The following is a 22103-nucleotide window of genomic DNA, read 5'->3' on the forward strand; positions in this document are numbered from 1 at the left end:
CTTTGAGTCGAGGACGAACGGCGATTCTCGGTGGGTTTGAGGCATGTCGTACAGCTCAAGTTCACTTTTGCAGCTATAAAGCCGTGAATTTGCCTTTACACAAGGTGGCGCCACCGCGATGACCGTTCATCTGTGCTAGGATCCTTCGCTTGGCTATTTCCAGGCGCGCCGTTTGCCGCCATGCCATGTTTCTTTTTAGCTCACTCCAGTCACTCTGGTTCGATTATCGGTTGGCCGAAAGGCTCCTGCCGCTGTAAGGCAGGCGTTCATCATTGAACGGCCTGGTATTGGATCTTGTACTGGCTCATCCCAACCCACGTGACCTTTGGTAGGGGTCACCACTAGGAGAGGAGGCGCCATGCCAACTATTACTCTACCCGACGGCAGTCAACGTTCATTCGATCACTCGGTTTCCGTAGCCGAGGTCGCCGCATCCATTGGTGCCGGCCTGGCCAAGGCCACTGTGGCCGGCAAGGTCGACGGCAAGCTGGTTGACGCCAGCGACCTGATCACCGGCGATGCCAGCCTGCAAATCATTACGCCCAAGGATCAAGAGGGGCTGGAGATTATTCGCCACTCTTGCGCGCACTTGATTGGCCATGCGGTCAAGCAACTGTACCCGACGGCGAAAATGGTCATCGGCCCGGTCATCGACGAAGGTTTCTATTACGATATCGCCTACGAGCGTCCTTTCACTCCGGACGACCTGGCTGCTATCGAAGCGCGCATGCACGCGTTGATCGAAAAAGATTACGACGTGATCAAGAAAGTCACGCCGCGCGCCGAAGTGATCGACGTGTTTACTGCCCGTGGCGAAGACTACAAGCTGCGTCTGGTGGAAGACATGCCGGACGAACAGGCCATGGGCCTGTATTACCACGAAGAATACGTCGACATGTGCCGTGGCCCGCACGTGCCGAACACGCGCTTCCTCAAGTCGTTCAAGCTGACCAAGCTGTCCGGTGCCTACTGGCGCGGCGATGCGAAGAACGAACAGCTGCAACGGATCTACGGCACTGCCTGGGCTGACAAGAAGCAGCTGGCAGCCTACATCCAGCGCATCGAAGAAGCCGAAAAGCGCGACCACCGCAAGATCGGCAAGCGCCTGAACCTGTTCCACCTCCAGGAAGAAGCGCCGGGCATGGTGTTCTGGCACCCGAACGGCTGGACCCTGTACCAGGTGCTCGAGCAGTACATGCGCAAGGTTCAACGCGACAACGGCTACCTGGAGATCAAGACTCCACAGGTCGTTGATCGCAGCCTGTGGGAGAAATCCGGGCACTGGGCCAACTACGCCGACAACATGTTCACCACGCAGTCGGAAAACCGCGACTACGCCATCAAGCCGATGAACTGCCCCTGCCACGTGCAGGTGTTCAACCAGGGCCTGAAGAGCTACCGCGAGTTGCCGATGCGCCTGGCCGAGTTCGGTGCCTGCCACCGCAACGAGCCATCGGGTGCGCTGCACGGCATCATGCGCGTGCGCGGCTTTACTCAGGATGACGCCCACATCTTCTGCACCGAAGAGCAGATGCAGGCTGAATCCGCCGCGTTTATCAAGCTGACCATGGACGTTTATCGCGATTTCGGTTTCACCGAAGTCGAAATGAAGCTGTCCACTCGTCCGGAAAAGCGCGTGGGTTCCGATGAACTGTGGGATCGCGCCGAGTCAGCACTGGCCGCTGCGCTTGACAGTGCGGGCCTTGCGTACGATCTGCAGCCGGGTGAGGGCGCCTTCTACGGTCCCAAGATCGAGTTCTCGCTGAAAGATTGCCTTGGTCGCGTCTGGCAGTGTGGTACCCTGCAGCTCGATTTTAACCTGCCGATCCGTTTGGGAGCCGAATACGTCTCCGAAGATAACAGCCGTAAGCACCCGGTTATGCTGCACCGGGCGATCCTCGGCTCGTTCGAGCGGTTCGTCGGTATCCTGATCGAGCACTACGAGGGTTCATTCCCTGCGTGGCTGGCTCCGACCCAGGCAGTGATCATGAATATCACTGATAAACAGGCCGATTTTGCCGCTGAAGTTGAAAAAACTCTCAACGAAAGCGGATTTCGTGCCAAGTCCGACTTGAGAAATGAAAAGATCGGCTTTAAAATCCGCGAGCATACTTTGCTCAAGGTTCCCTATCTTTTGGTTATCGGAGATCGGGAAGTCGAGATGCAGACTGTCGCTGTGCGTACTCGTGAAGGTGCTGACCTGGGCTCGATGCCCGTCGCCCAGTTCGCTGAGTTCCTCGCGCAAGCGGTTTCCCGGCGTGGTCGCCCAGATTCGGAGTAATTATTATTAAGCGTGAAATGAGACAAGATAAACGAGCTGCACCGAAAGCCCCGATCAACGAGAATATCTCGGCACGCGAGGTTCGGTTAATTGGCGCTGACGGCGAGCAGATTGGCATCGTCTCGATTGATGAAGCGCTTCGTATTGCTGAAGAGTCCAAATTGGACCTGGTGGAAATCTCCGCCGATGCAATCCCACCCGTTTGCCGGGTGATGGACTACGGCAAATCGATCTTCGAGAAGAAGAAACAGGTTGCCGCAGCGAAGAAGAACCAGAAGCAGATTCAAGTAAAAGAAATCAAGTTTCGTCCAGGGACGGAGGAAGGGGATTACCAGGTAAAACTGCGCAACCTGGTACGTTTCCTGAGTGATGGGGACAGGGCCAAGGTATCCTTGCGATTCCGCGGCCGTGAGATGGCCCACCAGGAGCTGGGGATGGAACTCCTCAAGCGGGTTGAAGCTGACCTGCTCGAGTACGGTTCGGTCGAACAGCATCCTAAGATGGAAGGACGCCAACTGATCATGGTCATCGCCCCGAAAAAGAAGAAGTAATCAACAGGGCACGGCAGGCCTTCTGATTATGTTTATCAACTGAATGCGGAGTATCCGAACATGCCAAAGATGAAGACTAAAAGTGGTGCTGCTAAGCGGTTTCTGAAAACTGCTAACGGTATCAAGCACAAGCACGCTTTCAAGAGCCACATCCTGACCAAAATGTCGACCAAGCGTAAGCGTCAACTGCGCGGTAGCAGCTTGCTGCATCCGTCTGACGTGGCAAAAGTCGAGCGCATGCTGCGCCTTCGTTAATTTTTGGATCAAGACTAGAGGAAGTAACTCATGGCTCGTGTAAAGCGTGGCGTCATTGCCCGTAAACGTCACAAAAAAATTCTGAAACTCGCTAAAGGCTACTACGGCGCACGCTCACGCGTATTCCGTGTTGCCAAGCAAGCGGTAATCAAGGCAGGCCAATACGCCTACCGTGACCGTCGTCAGAAAAAACGTCAGTTCCGCGCTCTGTGGATCGCTCGTATCAACGCTGGTGCACGTGTTAACGGTCTGTCCTACAGCCGTTTCATCGCTGGCCTGAAAAAAGCGTCCATCGAAATCGACCGTAAGGTTCTGGCTGAACTGGCCGTGAACGATAAAGCGGTGTTTGCTGCGATTGTCGAGAAAGCTAAAGCCACCTTGGCTTAAGTACCCCCGACAGTCACCCTGGGTTGCTCCTGCAGCCCAAGGTGGTAAACGTCATAAATAGGGGAAGAGCCTTCAAGCTCTTCCCCTATTTTGTATCTGGAGTCTGTACATGGAAAACCTGGACGCGCTCGTCGCTCAAGCCCTTGAGGCTGTGCAAAGCGCTGAAGATGTAAATGCCCTGGAGCAAATCCGGGTTCACTACCTTGGCAAAAAAGGTGAATTGACTCAGGTGATGAAGACCCTGGGGAATTTGCCGGCTGAAGAGCGTCCGCAAGTCGGTGCGCTGATCAACGTCGCCAAGGAGCGTGTCACAGAGGTTCTCAATGCGCGCAAGGCGTCGCTCGAGGAGGCCGATCTTGCGGCCAAGCTCGCCGCCGAGTCCATTGACGTGACCCTGCCTGGCCGTGGCCAGGCCTCGGGCGGTCTGCATCCGATTACCCGGACTCTGGAACGTATCGAGCAGTTCTTCACCCACATCGGCTACGGCATTGCCGAAGGCCCTGAGGTCGAAGACGACTATCACAACTTTGAGGCGCTCAACATCCCAGGCCATCACCCGGCCCGGTCGATGCACGACACCTTCTATTTCAACGCCAACATGCTGTTGCGCACCCATACCTCGCCGGTACAGGTCCGCACCATGGAAGCAAACAAGCCGCCGATCCGCATCGTCTGCCCAGGCCGTGTGTACCGTAGCGACTCGGATATCACCCACTCGCCAATGTTCCACCAGGTCGAAGGCCTGCTGGTAGATCGCGACATCAATTTCGCCGACCTCAAAGGCACCATCGAAGAATTCCTGCGGGTGTTCTTCGAGAAAGAGCTGGCGGTACGTTTCCGTCCATCGTTCTTCCCGTTCACCGAGCCGTCCGCTGAAGTCGACATGGAATGCGTGATGTGCAGCGGTAAAGGCTGCCGCGTCTGCAAACAGACCGGCTGGCTGGAAGTGATGGGCTGCGGCATGGTTCACCCTAACGTGCTGCGCATGTCCGGGATCGACCCGGAAGAGTTCTCGGGCTTTGCCTTCGGCATGGGCGTGGAGCGTCTGGCCATGCTGCGTTACGGCGTGAACGACTTGCGTCTGTTCTTCGACAACGACTTGCGGTTCCTCGCGCAATTTCGCTAGTCGTAACGAATCTTTAGGAGAGCAGGATGAAATTCAGTGAACAATGGCTGCGTGGCTGGGTAAGCCCGCAGGTAGATCGCGACGAGCTGGTTGCTCGTCTGTCGATGGCCGGCCTTGAGGTCGATAGCGTAACGCCGGCCGCCGGTGTTTTCAGTGGTGTGGTCGTGGGCGAAGTGCTGAGCACCGAGCAACACCCCGATGCCGACAAATTGCGTGTGTGCCAGGTCAGCAATGGCGCGGAAACCTTCCAGGTCGTGTGCGGAGCGCCAAACGTGCGCCCGGGCCTGAAGATTCCGTTCGCCATGATCGGCGCTGAACTGCCCGGCGACTTCAAGATCAAGAAGGCCAAGCTGCGCGGCGTCGAGTCCAACGGCATGCTGTGTTCCCAGGCTGAATTGCAAGTGGGCGAGGGCAACGATGGCCTGATGGAACTGCCGGCTGACGCGCCAGTGGGCCAGGACATTCGTGTTTATCTGGAACTGGAAGACGCCAGCATCGAGGTCGACCTGACCCCGAACCGTGGCGACTGCCTGTCTTTGGCGGGCTTGGCCCGTGAAGTCGGCGCGCTGTACAACGCCCCCGTTACCCGCCCGGTTGTTGCCGCCGTGCCTGCCGTGCACGACGAAGTGCGCCCTATCGAGGTGCTGGCACCAAACGCATGCCCGCGTTACCTGGGCCGCGTCATCCGTAATGTCGACCTGTCCAAGCCGACTCCGCTGTGGATGGTTGAGCGCCTGCGTCGCGCCGACGTGCGCAGCATCGACGCTGCTGTCGATATCACCAACTACGTGATGCTCGAACTGGGCCAGCCGCTGCACGCGTTCGATCTTGCCGAAATCAACGGCGGCATTCGCGTACGCATGGCTGAAGAAGGCGAGAAGCTGGTACTGCTCGATGGCCAGGAAGTCAGCCTGCGTGCCGATACCCTGGTGATCGCCGACCATTCCCGCGCCCTGGCCATTGCCGGCGTGATGGGTGGCGAGCACAGCGGTGTGTCCGCGACCACCCGCGATATTTTCCTTGAAAGTGCGTTCTTCGATCAGATCGCGATTGCGGGCAAGGCCCGTTCCTATGGCCTGCACACCGATGCTTCGCACCGCTATGAGCGTGGCGTGGACTGGAAACTGGCCCGTGAAGCCATGGAGCGCGCCACTGGCCTGCTGCTGGAAATCACCGGGGGCGAAGCCGGCCCGATCACTGAAACAGTGAGCGAGCAGCACCTGCCGTCCGTTGCACCCATCACCCTGCGTGCCAAAAGCGTCGAGCAAATGCTCGGCCTGGTGATCGAGCCGGCTCACATCGAGCAACTGCTGTCGGCGCTGGGCCTGGGCATTTCCGCTGGCGGGGAAGGGCAGTGGCACGTTGAAGTGCCAAGCCATCGCTTCGACATCAGCCTGGAAGTCGACCTGATCGAAGAGCTGGCGCGCCTGTATGGCTATAACCGCCTGCCGGTTCGTTATCCGCAAGCACGCCTGGCCCCGCAGCCTAAGGCTGAAGCCCGTGCGCACCTGCCTGAATTGCGTCGCCTGCTGGTTGCCCGTGGCTACCAGGAAGCGGTGACCTACAGCTTCATCGATCCAAAGCAGTTCGAGCTGTTCAATCCGGGTGTCGAGCCGTTGCTGTTGGCTAACCCGATCTCGAACGACATGGCGGCCATGCGTTCCTCGCTGTGGCCGGGCTTGGTAAAAGCGCTGTCCCACAACCTGAACCGTCAACAAGACCGCGTGCGCATGTTCGAAAGCGGCCTGCGTTTTGTCGGCCAGCTCGACGGCCTGAAGCAAGAGCCAATGCTGGCTGGCGTGGTGTGCGGTAGCCGCCTGCCGGAAGGCTGGGCGCAGGGTCGCGACGCCGTGGACTTCTTCGACGTTAAAGCTGACGTGGAAGCAGTATTGGGCTTTGCCGGCGCGCTCGACGCGTTCACCTTTGTGCCAGGCAGCCACCCAGCGTTGCACCCAGGCCAAACCGCACGTATTGAGCGCGAAGGGCGCCTGGTGGGCTTCGTCGGCGCCATTCACCCAGAGCTGTCGAAAACCCTGGGTCTGGACCGTCCGGTGTTTGTTTTCGAGCTGGTCCTGGCTGAAGTTGCCTCGGGCAAAATGCCTAAATTCAGCGAGTTGTCGCGCTTCCCTGAAGTGCGTCGCGACCTGGCCCTGATCGCCGATCGTGAAGTCGCCGCCACTGCCGTTCTGGATGTAATCCGTGAAAATGCAGGGGAATGGCTGACAGACCTCAGGCTATTTGACGTCTATCAGGGTAAAGGCATTGATCCGCATAGAAAAAGCCTCGCAGTTGGCTTGACCTGGCAGCATCCATCGCGCACTCTTAATGACGATGAGGTGAATACCACGACACAAAATATCCTCACCTCGCTCGAACAAAGGTTGAACGCCACGTTAAGGAAGTGACGTATGGGGGCTTTGACGAAAGCTGAGATGGCGGAACGTCTGTACGAAGAGCTGGGTCTGAACAAACGCGAAGCCAAGGAATTGGTCGAGCTGTTTTTTGAAGAAATCAGGCACGCTCTGGAAGACAATGAGCAGGTCAAATTGTCCGGTTTCGGCAATTTTGACCTGCGGGACAAACGCCAGCGGCCTGGCCGCAATCCAAAAACGGGAGAAGAAATCCCGATCACGGCTCGCCGTGTGGTCACCTTTCGTCCAGGGCAGAAGTTGAAGGCCCGAGTTGAGGCTTATGCTGGAACCAAGTCATAACGACGAGCTACCCGTCATCCCAGGCAAACGCTACTTCACCATTGGTGAAGTCAGCGAGCTCTGTGCGGTCAAACCGCACGTGCTGCGCTATTGGGAGCAGGAGTTTCCTCAACTCAACCCCGTCAAACGCACCGGGAACCGTCGGTATTATCAGCGCCAGGATGTGCTGATGATCCGACAGATCCGCGCGTTGCTGTACGACCAGGGGTTCACCATCAGTGGCGCGCGCCAGCGTATGTCCGGTGATGAAGCCAAAGACGACACTACCCAATACAAGCAACTGATCCGCCAGATGATCTCCGAACTCGAAGACGTGCTGGTGGTTTTGAAGAAGTGATTCAAGCTTTTAAAATACTTCCACATTTCAAAAGCTTGCGGTATATTCCGGATCGCTTCGTAGCGAAGCAAACCCAGTAACACGCCTAGTCGGGGCGTAGCGCAGTCCGGTAGCGCACTAGCATGGGGTGCTAGGGGTCGAGTGTTCGAATCACTCCGTCCCGACCATATAATTCAAAGGGTTGCGAGATTTTATCTCGCGACCCTTTTTTATTTTCAGGTGTTTTTACCCCCACGAAACGCCCGGCTCTTGATGGACATTTCGATGTGATACCACTATCGGAGTTTGCCCAGTGGACTTCGATCCTTTTTCGATATTGAGCTGTGTCGGTCGTAATATGTGACGTTCGATGATGGGCAGAGAAACCAGTGACGACCAAAGGCACATTACGGCTGTCGCTATAAGAGATATCATCCCGCCATCAGCTCAATAGGGGCTCCCTGGCCGTTCAGTTTCGGCACTCCCTTGAGCATAACGACAAGGATTGTTGCGCATGGACGATATCGTTCAGCCCCTCACACCCCAAGAAGAAGCCCCGCCTAAGGAAGTAAAGGTCCTTGCCACCTTGGTAGCAAAGCTAAATCTTGCAGATTTCCAGAACGCTATCCCTGTGATTCGCGAGCTTCGTATCTCGAACGAAACGAGTAATCGTTTCGTCAATGCCACTCTTACGCTTAGCTCGGCCCCCGAGGTATTTAAGTCCAAGATCTGGCGGATCGACGAGATCGCTGCAGATAGCTTCCGGGTCATACCTGGGCTTGATCTTGTCTTGGACGGCCCGTTGTTGAGTCGCCTGACAGAGTCAGAAATGTCGACCTTTACGTTTGTCCTCGAAGCCGATGACAAGGAGGCGGAGAGCGGTCGCAAGGAAGTTGCTCGGCTTGAACAGGTCGTAGACCTTTTGCCCAGAAACCAGTGGGGCGGATTGCGGCATTTACCAGATATGACTGCGGCTTTTGTTCAGCCGAATGATGCAGCGGTTGAGCGGTTGCTCAAACAGGCAGCCGAATTGCTTCGTCTTAGCGATAAGCCGTCCGCACTTGACGGATATGAGGGTGGCCCCAAAAGAGCTTGGCAGTTGGCGTCGGCAGTGTGGGGCGCGGTGGCGCGCATGAAGCTCGACTATGCGTTGCCGCCGGCCAGCTTTGAACAATCAGGACAGAAGATTCGTAGCCCCAGTCAGCTTGCTGACTCCGGGTTGGCTACTTGTCTCGACCTGACTCTGCTTTTCTGCGCAGCATTGGAACAGATTGGTCTTAACCCCGTGATCGTATTCACCCATGGTCATGCTTTTGCTGGTTTGTGGCTTAAGCCAGAAGAGTTTACGACTGCCGTGGTGGATGATGTCACTGCAGTACGTAAGCGGGTGAAGCTTCAGGAGCTCGTGCTGTTTGAGACCACTCTTATTACCCACGCCTCGATACCGCCATTCTCTTATGCGGTAGAGATGGGCACGAAACAGGTAGCCGAAGACGCTGAAAGTGTTTTCGAGATGCTGCTAGATATCCGTCGCGCCCGTTTGCAACGTATCAAACCGCTCGCCAGCTCAGAGGCTCAGATTGCACGTGTCGCCGTTGCTGAGTCTGATGAAGCCCCATCGCTTCTTGTGGAGGAAGGGATTGGCATCGCCGATGACAATATTAAGGTGCAGGTTGAGGATCTGTCTAAGCTCGACCCAGCAGATCGCCTCGGCCGGTGGCAGCGAAAGCTTCTGGATCTGTCGCTTCGAAATAACTTGCTCAATTTCAAAATGGGTAAGAGAGCGCTGAAGCTTGAATCTCCTGATCCCGGTGCTCTCGAGGACATTCTTGCAAGTGGACAGTCTCTGAAGCTGCTTACCAGGCCTGACCTGATGGATGGCGCAGATCCGCGTGAGCGCACACTCTATGAACAGCGTGAGCGAGAAGATGTTCGCCGTCGTCATGCTGAAGATGCTCTCAAGCGTAGGGAAGTATTCGTTGCGCTGACGTCCGCCGAAATGGATGTCCGGTTAACTGAGTTATATCGAAGCGCTCGTACTGCTTTGCAGGAGGGTGGCTCCAACACGCTTTTCCTGGCCATCGGTTTCCTTAGTTGGACGCGTGAGGATAGAGCTGGGCAGAAGTACAAAGCGCCACTGGTCTTGGTTCCTGTCACTTTGGAGCGTAAGAGCGCACGCTCTGGATTCACCATGGTGCTGCACGATGATGAGCCTCGTTTTAACCCGACTCTGATCGAGATGCTGCGTCAAGACTTTGAGCTGGGCTTAGGTTCGCTGGAGCAGGAGCTGCCTCGGGACGACTCCGGTCTGGATATCGTAGGCATTTGGAACAAAGTTGGTCATGCGATTAAGGACATCGCTGGCTGGGAGCTGAATGAGGACGTTGTGCTCTCGATGTTCTCATTTGCCAAGTATCTCATGTGGAAGGATCTTGCCGAGAATGCAGAGCACCTTCGACAGAGTCCAGTAGTCCAGCATCTTCTGGATACGCCACGCGATTCGTTCATCTCCGATACCCCGTTTCCGGAGGCTGAGTCTCTGGACCGTGATTACGGCCCGACTGATGTGTTCTGCCCACTGCCATCTGATTCATCTCAGCTTGCGGCTGTGATGGCCGCAGCCAAGGGTAAAGACTTCGTTCTCATCGGCCCACCTGGCACGGGTAAAAGCCAAACGATTTCCAACATGATCGCCCAGTCGATCGCTCAAGGGCGCCGGGTGCTGTTCGTGTCTGAGAAAATTGCTGCCCTGGATGTCGTGTACCGGCGCTTGCGTGAAATCGGTCTGGGTGAGTTCTGCCTTGAACTTCACTCCAGCAAAGCTCGGAAAACGGATGTCCTTGCTCAGTTACAGTCGGCTTGGGAAGCGAAAGGGCAGGTAGATGCTGCCGCATGGGAGGTGGAAGCGCAGCGGCTCGCGTCCCTGCGTGACAGCCTCAATATTTATGTCGAGCGTCTGCATCGCCGGCACCGCAACGGCTACACCATCTACGATGCCATCGGGACGGTGACATCGGGTGTTGATGAGGCAGTAGCTCCAATCGGTTGGCCATCTCCGGAAACGCATGATCAGAAGGCCATGCTTGAACTTGGAGAGCTGGGCGACCGCCTTGAAGTGAACGCACAGGCTGTGGGTTACAGTCAGCTGGCAGGCAACGCTTTGTCCGGGGTAGGCCAAGCAGAGTGGTCGCCTCATTGGCAGCAACAATTCGTGCAGGCGGCTCGTGACGTGCTTCCCGCTGTGCTTGAAGTCCAGAGAGCTGCCGATCGCTTTGTTGAGCTGTCTGGGCTTCCTGTTACGGAGTACACCCCAACAGCGCTTGAGGGGCTATCGATCCTTTCTCGAGCACTTCCCGCTGCCGCTGGGCATGATTGGCGTTTCGCACTGCGCCCCGATGCTCGCTCGATTTCTAAACGTCTGAGTGACGGCTGCACTTGGGTCGACGAACACCGGGACATTAACTCCAGACTCTCATCCCTCTGGTCTTCTCGTATTATTGCTGAAGCTAAACAAGGCATTGATTTGCTGCAGCAACGCCGCGCTACGTTCGTTGATCTAGGCTCGGCCTGGCCAGAAAATGTCACTGACGTTCTCGGGCAAGCTGTCACATTGCTGTGTCAGATAGACGACCTCAAGCACCAGCTAACGGCGTCCTACGTTGATGCGATTGAAGTACTTGATACCGAACTCCTGCTGCGCGAGTGGAAAGACGCGGAGGAGTCTTTCTGGCCTAAGTCTTGGTTCGGAAAACGCCGCATTGCTGGGCTATTGGCTCCGACGCAGACGTCAACAGGTGAAGTCGACAATGGCAAGGATCTCGCTACTTGGGTAGAGATTCGGTCGGTGCGTCGAGCAATCGATGAGCTGGAGCCAGGTCATGAGTGTGTTGCTGTTTGGCAAGGTGCCAAATCCGAAGCAACGCATCTCGCGACAGCGATCAAGCTGCAAGAGGCTATGCGGCTTCAGAAAAGTAATTCTGCCTGGATCGATGACGGCTTGCAGTTGGTTGAGCAGGGCCAGCTAGGTGATGGCCTGAAGGAGGAACTCCGCCGGCTGCGTGCGCTGACTCGTCTCGATGCTGGGTTAGATGAGCTGGTTGATCTCAGCTCAGCAACTAGCTCTCTCTGGAGCGGTTTGACCACGGATATTGACGTGCTGACTGCAGCTCTGCGCTTCCAGGCTGAACGACGTGGCATAGAAGAACGCGGTCGGCTTGTCGACGACCATCCTCATGTAGAGGAGGGGCGTTGTGGCTCGTCGTTAAAAGCTGATTTTGAGTTGCTCAAGAACAGAGCAGCAGTTGAGCGAGAGTTGGTGGATCTGGCCGATCTGCGAGAAATCGTTCCTGTCTGGAATGACTTGAAAACGAAAGTTGATGTCGTGCGTAGTGCGGCAGCGTTTCAGGGGGAGATGGCTACCGCGGTGGCGAAGCTGGCACTCAATCCTGAGCAGGTCGCGGCCTACAAAACACCGCTTCAAACTCTGTTGGGGGATGGTAACGCACTACTTGAACCGGAGGCTGCTATAGCCAATGCCGGTGTTGCTCTTCGAGAAAAGCTTGAGTTGCTACAGGCGCGAGCGGCGCACCTGACGGCTGTCGGTCATTTCACCGAAATGGGCGTCATCGAAACTGCTCACCTGGCGCTAAGTGATATCAAGACAAACTGCGAAACTGTCGTCTCGTCTGAATCGCGTCTTAAGGCATGGTGCGCTTGGCGGAAGGTTCGCGATGAAGCCTACGCTGTCGGCCTGGCGCCGATTGTTCAAGCGATGGAAGCAGGAGCTATCAGCTCTGGAAAAGTCCGGCGTGTATTGGAAGTAAATTATGCCCGCTGGTGGCTGAATACGACGGTCGACAACGAAGAGGTGATCCGGACGTTCGTCAGCGTGGAGCATGAGCAACGCATTCGCGATTTCCGCGCTTTGGACGACAAGTTCACCGAGTTGACCAAAGACTGGCTCCGAGCTCGGCTGTGTTCCGACCTACCAAGCCAAGACAGTGTAAGTCGCTCTTCAGAGTGGGGAGTCCTGCGACATGAGATGGGCAAGAAGACTAAGCACATTCCATTGCGGGAGCTGATGAGTCGTGCGCCAGAAGCGCTAACCAAGCTGACTCCATGCTTGCTCATGAGTCCTCTATCCATTGCTCAGTATCTGCCTCCTGCCTCAACGCCATTCGATCTCGTTATCTTCGATGAGGCATCTCAAATACCTGTCTGGGATGCCATCGGCGCCATGGCCCGAGGGAAGCAAGTGGTGATGGTGGGCGACCCCAAACAGCTCCCTCCAACTTCGTTCTTTAACCGCGCTGAGTCGACCGCTGAAGATGAGGATGTAGAGGCTGATCTCGAGAGTATTCTGGACGAGTGCATCAGTGCCAATCTGCCAATGCGTAATCTTAACTGGCACTACCGTAGCCGCCACGAAAGTCTGATCGCTTTCTCGAACCAGCGATACTACCAGTCGAAGCTGGTGACCTTCCCATCACCGTTTACGGCCGACAAAGCAGTACGGTTATGCCCAGTCCCGGGTGTATATGACAAGGGCGGGTCGCGAACAAACTTAATTGAAGCAAGATATTTAGTTGCTGATTTGGTTGCTCGCCTACAGTCTCCGGCCTTCCGCGAAAGCGGGCGGACCGTGGGGGTCGTAACCTTTAACGGCGAGCAACAGAAGCTCATCATGGACATGCTGGATGAGGCTTGCCGGAAAGACCCATCACTCGATTCGTATTTCGCTGAGTCCGAGCTGGAGCCTGTGTTCGTCAAGAACCTTGAGAGCGTTCAAGGCGATGAGCGAGACATCATCTATTTCTCGACCACCTACGGAAAAGACGCTGCCGGTGTGCTGTCCATGAACTTCGGTCCGATGAACCGCCCTGGTGGTGAGCGTCGACTGAACGTGGCAATAACCCGTGCTCGCCAGGAGCTAGTGGTGTTTTCGACCTTGCGCCCAGAGCATATTGATCTAGCTCGTACGCAAGCGATCGGGGTTCGAGATCTTAAGCACTTCTTGGAGTTTGCAGAGCGTGGCCCACGGGCTCTCGCAGAGGCTGACTTTGGTAGCGTGGGTAGTTTCGACAGCCCATTCGAAGAGGCAGTTGCAGCGGCCTTGGCTAAAAAGGGATGGCAGATATTTACCCAGATTGGCGTTTCCTCCTTTCGAATAGACCTTGGGGTTGTTCACCCTGACACACCTGGACGGTACCTTGCCGGGATTGAGTGCGACGGTGCTACCTATCACCGCAGTGCGACCGCTCGTGATCGTGACAAGCTCCGTGAGTTTGTACTGCGTGGACTTGGTTGGGAGATTGTTAGGATATGGTCGACAGACTGGTGGGTTGATGCAATTGGAACTGCCGAAAAGGTACATCTACGTCTGAACGAACTCCTTGCTGAGTCCCGAGCCAAGCAGGCTGTCATCGATGCCGCTCAAGAGGCAGAGCGACTGAAAATCGACGCAGCTATGTCTGAGGTCATTGAGGTAGTAAGTCAGGTTGCTGTGGTCGCCACACTGGATAGTGCGGGCGAATCCAATGATCCCTCAGGTGCATTCCCTGATTTTAAGTACGCTAAGGCTGCATCTATCAAGCCAGATGAGGATGTCCTGGCTTTTGCTCGTCCCCTTGAATATTTGATTTATAAAGAATCCGACCCTCGTCAGGCGGTAGGGTTGGTCGATCCAGATCAGTTCTTTGAGGCGAGTTACACGGAAACGTTGGAGCAGATGATTGCTCATGTCGTGGCGGAAGAGGGGCCGGTTCTGGACACGGCGCTTGCAAAGCGCATTGCCCGTGCTCATGGCTGGGTACGAACCGGCTCACGGATACGTGATCGCGTTGACCAAATTGCCCGGGCGCGATTCCGCTCACATGAAGAGGAGCAGACAGGAGTCTTTTTCTGGCCGACTCATATCGAGTCGGATGCCAGTGTAGTCTTTCGTAAGCCCGGCGATGAAGACACCACGAGAGGGCTATCTGAAATCTGCCTGCCAGAACTATGTGCTTTGGTTGACGAGATGGTGCAGCGGGGGCACGAAGGGGAGGCCCTAATATATGCGGTCGCGAAGGAAGCTGGTGTAAGCAAGCTTGCTCATGCGGGACGCCAGCGGATTGAGAGGGCCGTACGTCAAATGGCGGAGTAAGCAAGAAACAAGGGGGCCGTGAAGGTCCTCTTACTTCTGGGAAACTGAACGTGCCCTTGCTCTGAGAAGCGTGGAGTACAAATGCATTCTTTATGGGCTAACTGATGTTTCGGTTACGAAATGCGCAGGTGATTCAGGCAACGCTAAGAGTTATGTTAATGTGCCATCATATGGGCGTTATGGAGAGTCGTGATGGGTTGGAAAGGGACTGTACGTTCGCTGCAAGCGTCTGCGCGGCGATCAGAGCGTAACGCTCATCGCCGTCAGCGTGAACTTGAAAAGCGACAGAAAGAGTACGCAAAGATGGAAGCGCTGGAACAAGCAGCGTATGAAGTTGAGGTGTACGAAAATCACGTAGATATCATCCTTTCAATGCACAAGGAGTGTGCCGAGGCTGTGAAATGGAAGCGACTTCTCTCCAATCCTGAACCTAGACAGCCACTCAAGAGCGGTACTCTTGAACAACAAGCTACGCACGCGGCCGCTACATATCACCCCAATTTCTGGGCTAGGCTCTTCAAGCTAGAGGCTCGTCAGCGTGCAGCCCTGAAAAGCAAGATTGGCGCCGCGCAGGCGGAAGACGAAAGGCGATATCAGGCTCAGCTTGATGAATGGAAAACTGCCCATACCGAGTGGGCAGAGGAGAGGGACATTGCGATCCGTATCCTTGATGGTGACCGTCAGGCCAAGCTAGATGCCATCGAAGCTTTCGAGTCGTTTGCAGAAATATCACACCTCGGCTCAGCTATTCAGATGATTGTTCATGAAGGTGGTGTCCTAGAAGCCAAAGTCGCTATCCATGGCTCCGACGTGATTCCTACCGAAATCAAATCTCTACTCAAAAGCGGCAAGCTGTCGACCAAAGCTATGCCAATTGGTCGGTTCAACGAACTCCATCAGGACTACGTGTGCAGCTGCGCGCTGCGAGTAGGTCGAGAGTTGTTGGCAATCCTGCCGGATGACCTAGTCATAGTCACCGCTCTTGACAATGTGCTCAACAGCTCGACAGGTCATATGGAGGAACAGCCAATTCTGAGTGTTGCATTCTCTAAGCTAACTGTTGACGGACTTAACCTCGAAACCATCGACCCGTCTGATGCGATGAAGAATTTCGTCCATAACATGAGCTTCAAGAAGAGCGCTGGATTCTCGGCTGTTGCCGCCCTTGATGCTCGGCGCTTCGCCGTGACCGTATAACTGAATCATCTGAGAACCCAGAGAATGGCATGGCAAACATGAAACAAATTGGCTTGTACGCTGGCATATTGGGAGCGTTGGCATCAGTGGCGGCGCTCGTCCTACCTACCCCGGCGGTTTCGCACAGCTCCAGCGGTAACAACAGTCCGGTCATTTCTGGCAATGGCAATAACGTCAGCTACCAATCCGGTTTTCCCGATCTTGAAACGATAAGGGCCCAGCGTCCCAATATTAGTGATCAACAATACGCTGCAATTAAGCCCGGCATGACATATGAACAGGTGCTGGATATCGTCAAGATTCCTGGTAAGGAGGCCGCCAGTGGCGGCAACGTGCAGATCTATACGTGGGGGACGGAGGTGTACGTATATATGGTGGTGACCTTGGTAAACGGCAAGGTTGAATCCAAGTCACATTGACACGGTTTCATGGTATTGCATCGCCAGGTAACGTCATGGATACCAGGCGACGCAGTTCAGCATTGATCTATTTGCTCCGAGGCTTACCCGCGTCACTCCGCTTGTCTCGAATTTGACCATCTTGATTTCGCGAGCGAGGCTGTTGGCCACCGCCGGGCTTCGGAACGGTCACATCTTTGTTGATAGGGCGTCGATCTGTCATCGTAAATCTCCTACGAGTGTGGGGTTTTTACACCTAATCTCCTAAGCCGACTTACACTAAAATACATCATGTTGTGGTTTGTGCTTGTCGTAAGCACAATATAGCGCGTTTTTTCACGTTGGCAATGACTGGTGTATGTTTGTGTTCTCGCGGGGGGGGGGGGGGTTTTTTTTGGNNGGGGGGGGGGGGGGGGGGGGTTGTCTACTTGCGCATGAAATGTCACGAGCCTGTTAAATGAGCGCTTGGACTTGGTTGCGTGCCTTGCGGATGTCCGTCAAGGATTGGCACTCCCAAGACCCGCGGGCGTACTCTTTGTTCCGCTTGCCCCACCGATAGCGATAGAAGAGGCTGATCGACACACTGTTCTTGCGGACTGAGATTCGACCGGCCAGATTGCCATCCTCTCGGAGGATTCGGCCGGCATCATTGGCGGTCAGCGACTCGAGTTCTTTATGGTGATTTTGGCGATGAAACGGACTCCCCCCTACTTTTACCCCCACAAAAACGCCGGCTCTTGATGGACGTTACTGGAGTCTCGTAGAGCAGAACACCGCTGGAGCTCAAGTAAATACTAGCTTAGAAAAATCCAGAGCAGAATTTTCGAAGCTATCAAGAAGTGTAAAAAAGAAGATGGGGTGCTAGGGGTCGAGTGTTCGAATCACTCCGTCCCGACCATATTCTTGATCAAGCCCAACCTGAAAAGGTTGGGCTTTTTCATGTCTGCGCAAAACCCGCGCAAAACTACCCTGTGATTTCGCTGATATTCAGGTCCGGAATCGCCTCGGACCAGATGATTTCCTCGTGGTCTCGCTGGTAATTCCTGGTCATGCCCTCGCTCGCATGGCCTGCAATCTTCTGCCCATCCTTACCTGCTTTCTTGTACAGGTGCAGCGACAGTGCTCGCACTTCATGGAATCCAGGCATCTCTTCTTCCTTCCATCCCGCGTAACAGTTTGCCGACTCTCTGGCTTCCTTGAATGCTCGCGTCAAATACCGCTCCTCAACCTTCGTCCAGTGGTCCTTTGTCTGTGCCTGCTTCTGTTTCAGCCGATCCGGTTTACGCTGCACCAGGTACGGCGACACGACATCGTCGCGGCACCGGCTAACGAAAGCCTGCAGCTCGGGCGTGACCCGGAATCGAATCCAGGCCGCGTCTGTCGCCTTGGCCGTCTTCTTCTGCACGACATACAGGAAACCCTCCCGAACGCCATCAAAACGCATGTCCAGGATGTCCGTGCGCCGTTGAGCGGTAATCAGCGCCAGGTCGATTGCATTCCGTAGCCAGGCTGGCGACTCTTCCCTGATCGCTTTCAGTCCCTCGACGGTGTGCCGTTTGCGATGTTTCTTCTCGATCCGGTTGATGGTGCTGGCTGCAGGGTTGTCAGGGCATAAGCCTTTGGCTGCCGCATGGTTGAAAATGTCGATTGGCAGCGCCCTGGACTGGTTTGCCGAGCGCGGAGTTATGGCGTCCAGCATTTCAGCGATCATGCGGATCGTGATCTGGTCGACCGCTTTACCTTCGAACTGCTTCCGGAAACGGTGGAAGTGCACGGCATAAAGGCCCAGGGTCCCTTTTGCCAGCTCGCGCGGGGGAAGTACGTCCCGCTCATACGTATCCTCATTTCGCAAGGAGCAATGGCTGCCGGAGACGGCACAGCCGGCCTTGGAGGCGGCGTTGGTGGTGCACTTGGCAACATCGTAGGTCAACAGCTCGGCGGCACGACTGGCTCGACGATCGGCGCAGGTCTCGGCGGCGCTGCGGGTGGCGCGCTTGGAAACAACCTGGCGGCTGATGAGAGCAATCATCGGTCGGATGGTAAGGAGCACAAAGGCAACAACAAGCATAAATACAAGAACAAGCATCGTTAGTTTCTGACGCGGTTACATCGAGCCCGGCCCGGCGTCGGGCTTCTTGTTTCTGGCGAGCCACTACCCTGCTATGGTGGCGCCCTTAGATCGCAATGGAAGCAATGAAGCATGGAGTCATGGAAGACACTGGCGATAGCCCTACTGGCATCGGTCAGCACGCAGGCCGTATCAGGTGATGGCGCCAACCCTATCGCTGCCGCGATATTTCTCACAATTTCCGCGCCAACCATTTTAATTGGGGCGACCACATCTCTCACGACCGAGCCGCCGAAGGTTTTCAAGTCAGCCAAGACCGACGCCCTTGCCTACATAGGTTCGGATGGCGAGATTCGCGGCGCCCAGTTTGAGCAAGCGTGCCGACACTACCGATTGAGCTATAGATCGCCCCTCATGTCCGATATGCAGCTCGCCCAGGCTATCGCGACTACATACTGATACAGACCTTTAACCTATCCTCAGCGTCGTGATTCTTGCCTCCGGCGTAACCGCCAAACTCATCATCCGGGTCTGCCACCAATGCCTTCCATCGTCTATGCCAATGAGTTCGACATCTGCGTATCAATGTCCGATTTAGTTTCATGGGTAGGGGACGAGCACTCACCCAATGCGGATTTAGAAGCCGCTTTGAGCGCTGCTGGAATCGAGCTAGACATTGCCAAGCTGTACAACCACTACTTCGAAGACACACCTATTGGTGCTGGTGACGTTCATGTCTATTCGTCTGCCGTGAGCGAGAGCCTAATGGTCATAGACCTGTATCGAGACCTGACCGACCAACTTGATTTGATTACGGTTTCATTGAAAATTGAAAAGCCATTTACCCATTTGGTCCTTCCATTACTCAGACGATTTTTTGATGCCGCTGAGTGCCAGGTACTTTTCAGTCAATCTGCACACTCACAGCGATTGCGCTCACTGACAGATGAAAGCAGGTACCCTTTACCGATGGGGGAGAACGGGTACCGACAACAGATAATTTTCCATAAATGATGCGCATGGCTAAGGGGCCACTGCCTTTCACACCCCTTTCACAGTCGGGCGCCTATGTTTACCACAGCTCCTAACGATCATCCCTTTAAGCCCGCTACTCCCCATCGCGGGCTTTTCTTTGCCTGCGATTTGGAGGGCCGACACTCGCCTTCCCCGACTTACCCGACGACGGCTATACACGCCCACCTTCAAAATGACACGATAACGTCTCGCCTTCGTAAGTAGGAATACAGGATGTTCAGTCACGTAACCGTTGGGACAAACGATCTTGATAAGGCCTCGACCTTCTATGACGCGGTGCTGATCCCCCTGGGGCTCTGTCGCAGGCCTGTAACGCCTGATGGCGGACCAGCTTCGGCATGCTGGATTAAGCCAGAAAGCGTTCTCCCTCGTTTTTATGTGTACAGCCCCTATGACCGCAATGAAGCCGGAGCAGGAAATGGCAGCATGGTGGCTTTCACCGCACCATCTCCAGATGCGGTAGACAGCGCCTATGCAGCTGGGCTTCTTGCGGGCGGATCCGATGAAGGTGAACCTGGCCAACGTTCCCACTATGGTGACGGTTACTACGGTGCGTACCTACGTGATCCAGATGGCAACAAGGTACATATCGCTCATCGTGGAGATTTGGACTTGGCGGGGTAGCCGCCGCTCACCGTATTCGCTTGAAGCCCGCCCAACGCGGGCTTTTTCATGCCTGCAATTTGCTCGTAGCGCTTAGCCCCCCTGATCTGCACTTACTCAGTCGAATTTTTGCACCCTCTTGATAATCTTGGCTAGGTTGAACGTTCGTGGGCAGGATTGATCACTATGGGGAGGGCAGCAATGATCTCGCTCATCGTCGCTTTGTTTCGCTCAAAGTAAGCAGCGCCGGCATGTGTAATTGCGAGCTGATGGTCCCCAATCTCGACGAGTATCAGCGTTTGGGATTTCTTACCCATCATGGGTGCAGCTCCAGGAAGCTTTTTGTCCCTTGCGCTGACCTCCTCTGCCAGTAACGGTTCGAGGTCTGCCGCAGTAATCTCAACAAGTCGTTAGCCACAGCAGTAACGAGAGCCCGGCCTAGCGTCGGGCTTTGTTCGAGGGCGGATCGGCGAGCCCTGGACTGACTGAGGCTGCTACGGGGCCGGGGTAGTTACTGACCCCCATACAGGATGCCCGGCGGGATAAGGGGTGTTAAAGTTTTGCCTCTAGCTAGAAGGACTAGTCCACGACGCAGGAAGATCAAGCCGTTTCTGAACGCGCTGTGGTATTTGCAAAGCAAAACCGAACCCGTATCGTCCGGGAGTTGGCGTGTTTGGATACGTATCCGAGCGATGAGTACCCCGTCTCTGTATTCATGGCTGGGTCGCCAGGAGCGGGTAAAACCGAGGTGTCCAGGGCGTTTATTGGAATGATGCAGACTGGTGGATCGAACGCTTTAAGAATCGATCCCGACGATTTCAGAGACTATTTCCCTGAATACACGGGCCGAAACTCCAGTCTTTTCCAGCGTGGTGTGACAACATTTGTTGAACGAACCCTGGATTTGGTTTACCAGCAACGTCAATCGTTCCTGTTGGATGGGACTCTTGCGAATCTCGAAGTGGCGCGACGAAACATCTCGCGAGCCCTTGATAAACAGAACAGGTCTGCCCAAGTCATTTACGTCTACCAGCGTCCTGAGCTTGCTTGGGAGTTTGTTCTCGCGAGAGAGAAAAAAGACGGCAGGAATATTCCTTGCCCTGAGTTTGTCAGGCAGTTTTATGCAGCAAAAATGTCTGTGTGCGCGCTGAAACGTGAATTCGAGGATGCATTGCAGGTGGATGTGATCATCAAAGACAACGATGGAGGGAACGAGGATATCGGCATTGACCTTTCGGCTGACGAAATTGACGTGTTTGTCAGCCAGCCCTATGATCAAAACGAGCTTGAACGTATTTTGAACGGAGAATCCCAATGAAAGGCGAAAAGGCAGCAGACGCTTCGACGAAGATTCATGGTTCGTCGAAAATGTCTGATTTTTTCCGCCACGGGTCCGTGGAGGAAAGGCGAGCGGTTTATCATATGGCAGCTAGCGCAGCCATTGACGAGCAGAAGGATGTAATACGCTCAGCGAAGTCTGGCGAATTCCTGAATGTAAAATCTAAGTAATTCCGTGTCTTTGCCCCTAAGCCCAGCCTCGCGCTGGGCTTTTTGCATCTGGCTCAAGGCTTTTCAGCGTTGGCCTTCTCAAGTAGGCCGGCGATTCCCTCGAGCAGTACCAGGTCTGACTCCCTAAGCCTTCCCTAAGCCGCTGCCCGGGCGAGCTTCTCGATAACCGCCACAGCCCGTGGAGAGGCCTTGTCCTGCAGGGCTTGGTAGGCGGAGGCTGCCTCTCGCACCACATCTTGGCGAGTATATTCACCCTCGATCAATGCAGGTCCTACCGCGCTCGCTTACTTGCTGGATATCGTCGCCAGCTGGCACGCCAGCCGAACTCAGATCCCCTTTCACGACTATGGCCAGCGTTGGCTGATCGAGGGCAATGCCAAAAATAAAACTGCGGATCGTTTGTTGCGAGACCTGTTCGGGTTGAGCGACCCAAGCCCGAGGAAAGCTGCATGAATAAGCGCACATATCTCGACACCGAAAGCCAGGCAGATGCACTGATTTAAAGCTGCAAGGTAGAGTATT

The 22103-nt window shown here is 55.2% G+C and carries 17 protein-coding genes, 1 tRNA gene and 2 pseudogenes; 17 read left to right on the forward strand and 3 right to left on the reverse strand.

Translation table 11 applies throughout. The features are described from left to right. The first annotated feature begins 358 nt into the window (after nucleotides 1-358). The 12 genes from thrS (at nucleotide 359) to HX783_RS16470 (ending at nucleotide 16387) form a co-directional block, all read left to right on the forward strand. Nucleotides 359-2281, forward strand: a complete 1923-nt coding sequence (thrS, locus tag HX783_RS16415) for a threonine--tRNA ligase (protein ID WP_177017553.1) — start codon at nucleotides 359-361, stop codon at nucleotides 2279-2281. Then, nucleotides 2281-2832 carry a translation initiation factor IF-3 gene (gene infC, locus HX783_RS16420; RefSeq protein WP_015884933.1) on the forward strand — a complete coding sequence of 184 codons (552 nt, stop codon included), beginning with the start codon at nucleotides 2281-2283 and terminating at the stop codon, nucleotides 2830-2832. The genes thrS and infC overlap by 1 nt, the downstream gene beginning before the upstream one ends. A gap of 60 nt (nucleotides 2833-2892) precedes the next feature. Continuing rightward, nucleotides 2893-3087: a 50S ribosomal protein L35 gene (gene rpmI / locus HX783_RS16425; protein ID WP_002553160.1), complete on the forward strand. Its 195-nt coding sequence runs from the start codon at nucleotides 2893-2895 to the stop codon at nucleotides 3085-3087. A gap of 30 nt (nucleotides 3088-3117) precedes the next feature. After that, a complete protein-coding gene (rplT, locus tag HX783_RS16430) occupies nucleotides 3118-3474 on the forward strand; it encodes a 50S ribosomal protein L20 (protein ID WP_053257052.1) in 357 nt (118 codons plus the stop codon). A gap of 109 nt (nucleotides 3475-3583) precedes the next feature. After that, on the forward strand, nucleotides 3584-4600 hold the full coding sequence (pheS, locus tag HX783_RS16435; RefSeq protein ID WP_003192486.1) for a phenylalanine--tRNA ligase subunit alpha: 1017 nt from the start codon (nucleotides 3584-3586) through the stop codon (nucleotides 4598-4600). A gap of 26 nt (nucleotides 4601-4626) precedes the next feature. After that, a complete protein-coding gene (pheT, locus tag HX783_RS16440) occupies nucleotides 4627-7005 on the forward strand; it encodes a phenylalanine--tRNA ligase subunit beta (RefSeq protein ID WP_177017554.1) in 2379 nt (792 codons plus the stop codon). 3 nt (nucleotides 7006-7008) lie between these two features. Continuing rightward, nucleotides 7009-7311: an integration host factor subunit alpha gene (ihfA, locus tag HX783_RS16445; protein WP_002553164.1), complete on the forward strand. Its 303-nt coding sequence runs from the start codon at nucleotides 7009-7011 to the stop codon at nucleotides 7309-7311. Then, complete coding sequence (locus HX783_RS16450; protein ID WP_003174972.1) at nucleotides 7292-7648, forward strand: MerR family transcriptional regulator; 357 nt, start codon at nucleotides 7292-7294, stop codon at nucleotides 7646-7648. The genes ihfA and HX783_RS16450 overlap by 20 nt, the downstream gene beginning before the upstream one ends. A gap of 90 nt (nucleotides 7649-7738) precedes the next feature. Next, a tRNA-Pro gene (locus HX783_RS16455) sits at nucleotides 7739-7815 on the forward strand. A gap of 326 nt (nucleotides 7816-8141) precedes the next feature. Further along, on the forward strand, nucleotides 8142-14771 hold the full coding sequence (locus HX783_RS16460) for a DUF3320 domain-containing protein (RefSeq protein ID WP_177017555.1): 6630 nt from the start codon (nucleotides 8142-8144) through the stop codon (nucleotides 14769-14771). Between the two features lie 303 nt (nucleotides 14772-15074). Further along, the gene (locus HX783_RS16465) at nucleotides 15075-15968 is read left to right on the forward strand and encodes a hypothetical protein (RefSeq protein ID WP_256347192.1); all 894 of its coding nucleotides are present in this window, start codon (nucleotides 15075-15077) and stop codon (nucleotides 15966-15968) included. 29 nt (nucleotides 15969-15997) lie between these two features. Beyond that, nucleotides 15998-16387 (forward strand): hypothetical protein, encoded by a 390-nt coding sequence (locus tag HX783_RS16470; protein ID WP_038859116.1) that lies wholly within the window; start codon nucleotides 15998-16000, stop codon nucleotides 16385-16387. A gap of 435 nt (nucleotides 16388-16822) precedes the next feature. On the opposite strand, the pseudogene HX783_RS30000 reads toward HX783_RS16470, so the two are convergent. Further along, a pseudogene (locus HX783_RS30000) lies at nucleotides 16823-17058 on the reverse strand (site-specific integrase); the annotation flags it as partial. A 272-nt stretch (nucleotides 17059-17330) separates the two neighbouring features. After that, nucleotides 17331-18206: pseudogene (locus HX783_RS16475) on the reverse strand (tyrosine-type recombinase/integrase); the annotation flags it as partial. An 18-nt stretch (nucleotides 18207-18224) separates the two neighbouring features. On the opposite strand from HX783_RS16475, the gene HX783_RS30325 reads away from it, so the two are divergent. The 4 genes from HX783_RS30325 (at nucleotide 18225) to HX783_RS16490 (ending at nucleotide 20093) form a co-directional block, all read left to right on the forward strand. After that, nucleotides 18225-18458, forward strand: a complete 234-nt coding sequence (locus HX783_RS30325) for a glycine zipper domain-containing protein (RefSeq protein ID WP_371317690.1) — start codon at nucleotides 18225-18227, stop codon at nucleotides 18456-18458. A gap of 108 nt (nucleotides 18459-18566) precedes the next feature. Next, nucleotides 18567-18893: a DUF2388 domain-containing protein gene (locus HX783_RS16480; protein ID WP_177017557.1), complete on the forward strand. Its 327-nt coding sequence runs from the start codon at nucleotides 18567-18569 to the stop codon at nucleotides 18891-18893. Nucleotides 18894-18974: 81 nt separating this feature from the next. Beyond that, entirely contained in the window at nucleotides 18975-19448 is a 474-nt protein-coding gene (locus HX783_RS16485) for a hypothetical protein (RefSeq protein ID WP_177017558.1), read from the forward strand. A 234-nt stretch (nucleotides 19449-19682) separates the two neighbouring features. Beyond that, nucleotides 19683-20093: a VOC family protein gene (locus tag HX783_RS16490; RefSeq protein WP_177017559.1), complete on the forward strand. Its 411-nt coding sequence runs from the start codon at nucleotides 19683-19685 to the stop codon at nucleotides 20091-20093. 131 nt (nucleotides 20094-20224) lie between these two features. Here HX783_RS16490 and HX783_RS16495 read toward each other — a convergent pair whose 3' ends face one another. Further along, nucleotides 20225-20392 carry a hypothetical protein gene (locus tag HX783_RS16495; protein ID WP_177017560.1) on the reverse strand — a complete coding sequence of 56 codons (168 nt, stop codon included), beginning with the start codon at nucleotides 20390-20392 and terminating at the stop codon, nucleotides 20225-20227. Nucleotides 20393-20694: 302 nt separating this feature from the next. Between HX783_RS16495 and HX783_RS16500 the strand changes: the two genes are divergently transcribed. After that, the gene (locus HX783_RS16500) at nucleotides 20695-21390 is read left to right on the forward strand and encodes a zeta toxin family protein (RefSeq protein ID WP_177017561.1); all 696 of its coding nucleotides are present in this window, start codon (nucleotides 20695-20697) and stop codon (nucleotides 21388-21390) included. Nucleotides 21391-22103: the final 713 nt, after the last annotated feature.

The sequence above is a fragment of the Pseudomonas sp. D2002 genome (assembly GCF_013385735.1).
GTDB lineage: Bacteria > Pseudomonadota > Gammaproteobacteria > Pseudomonadales > Pseudomonadaceae > Aquipseudomonas.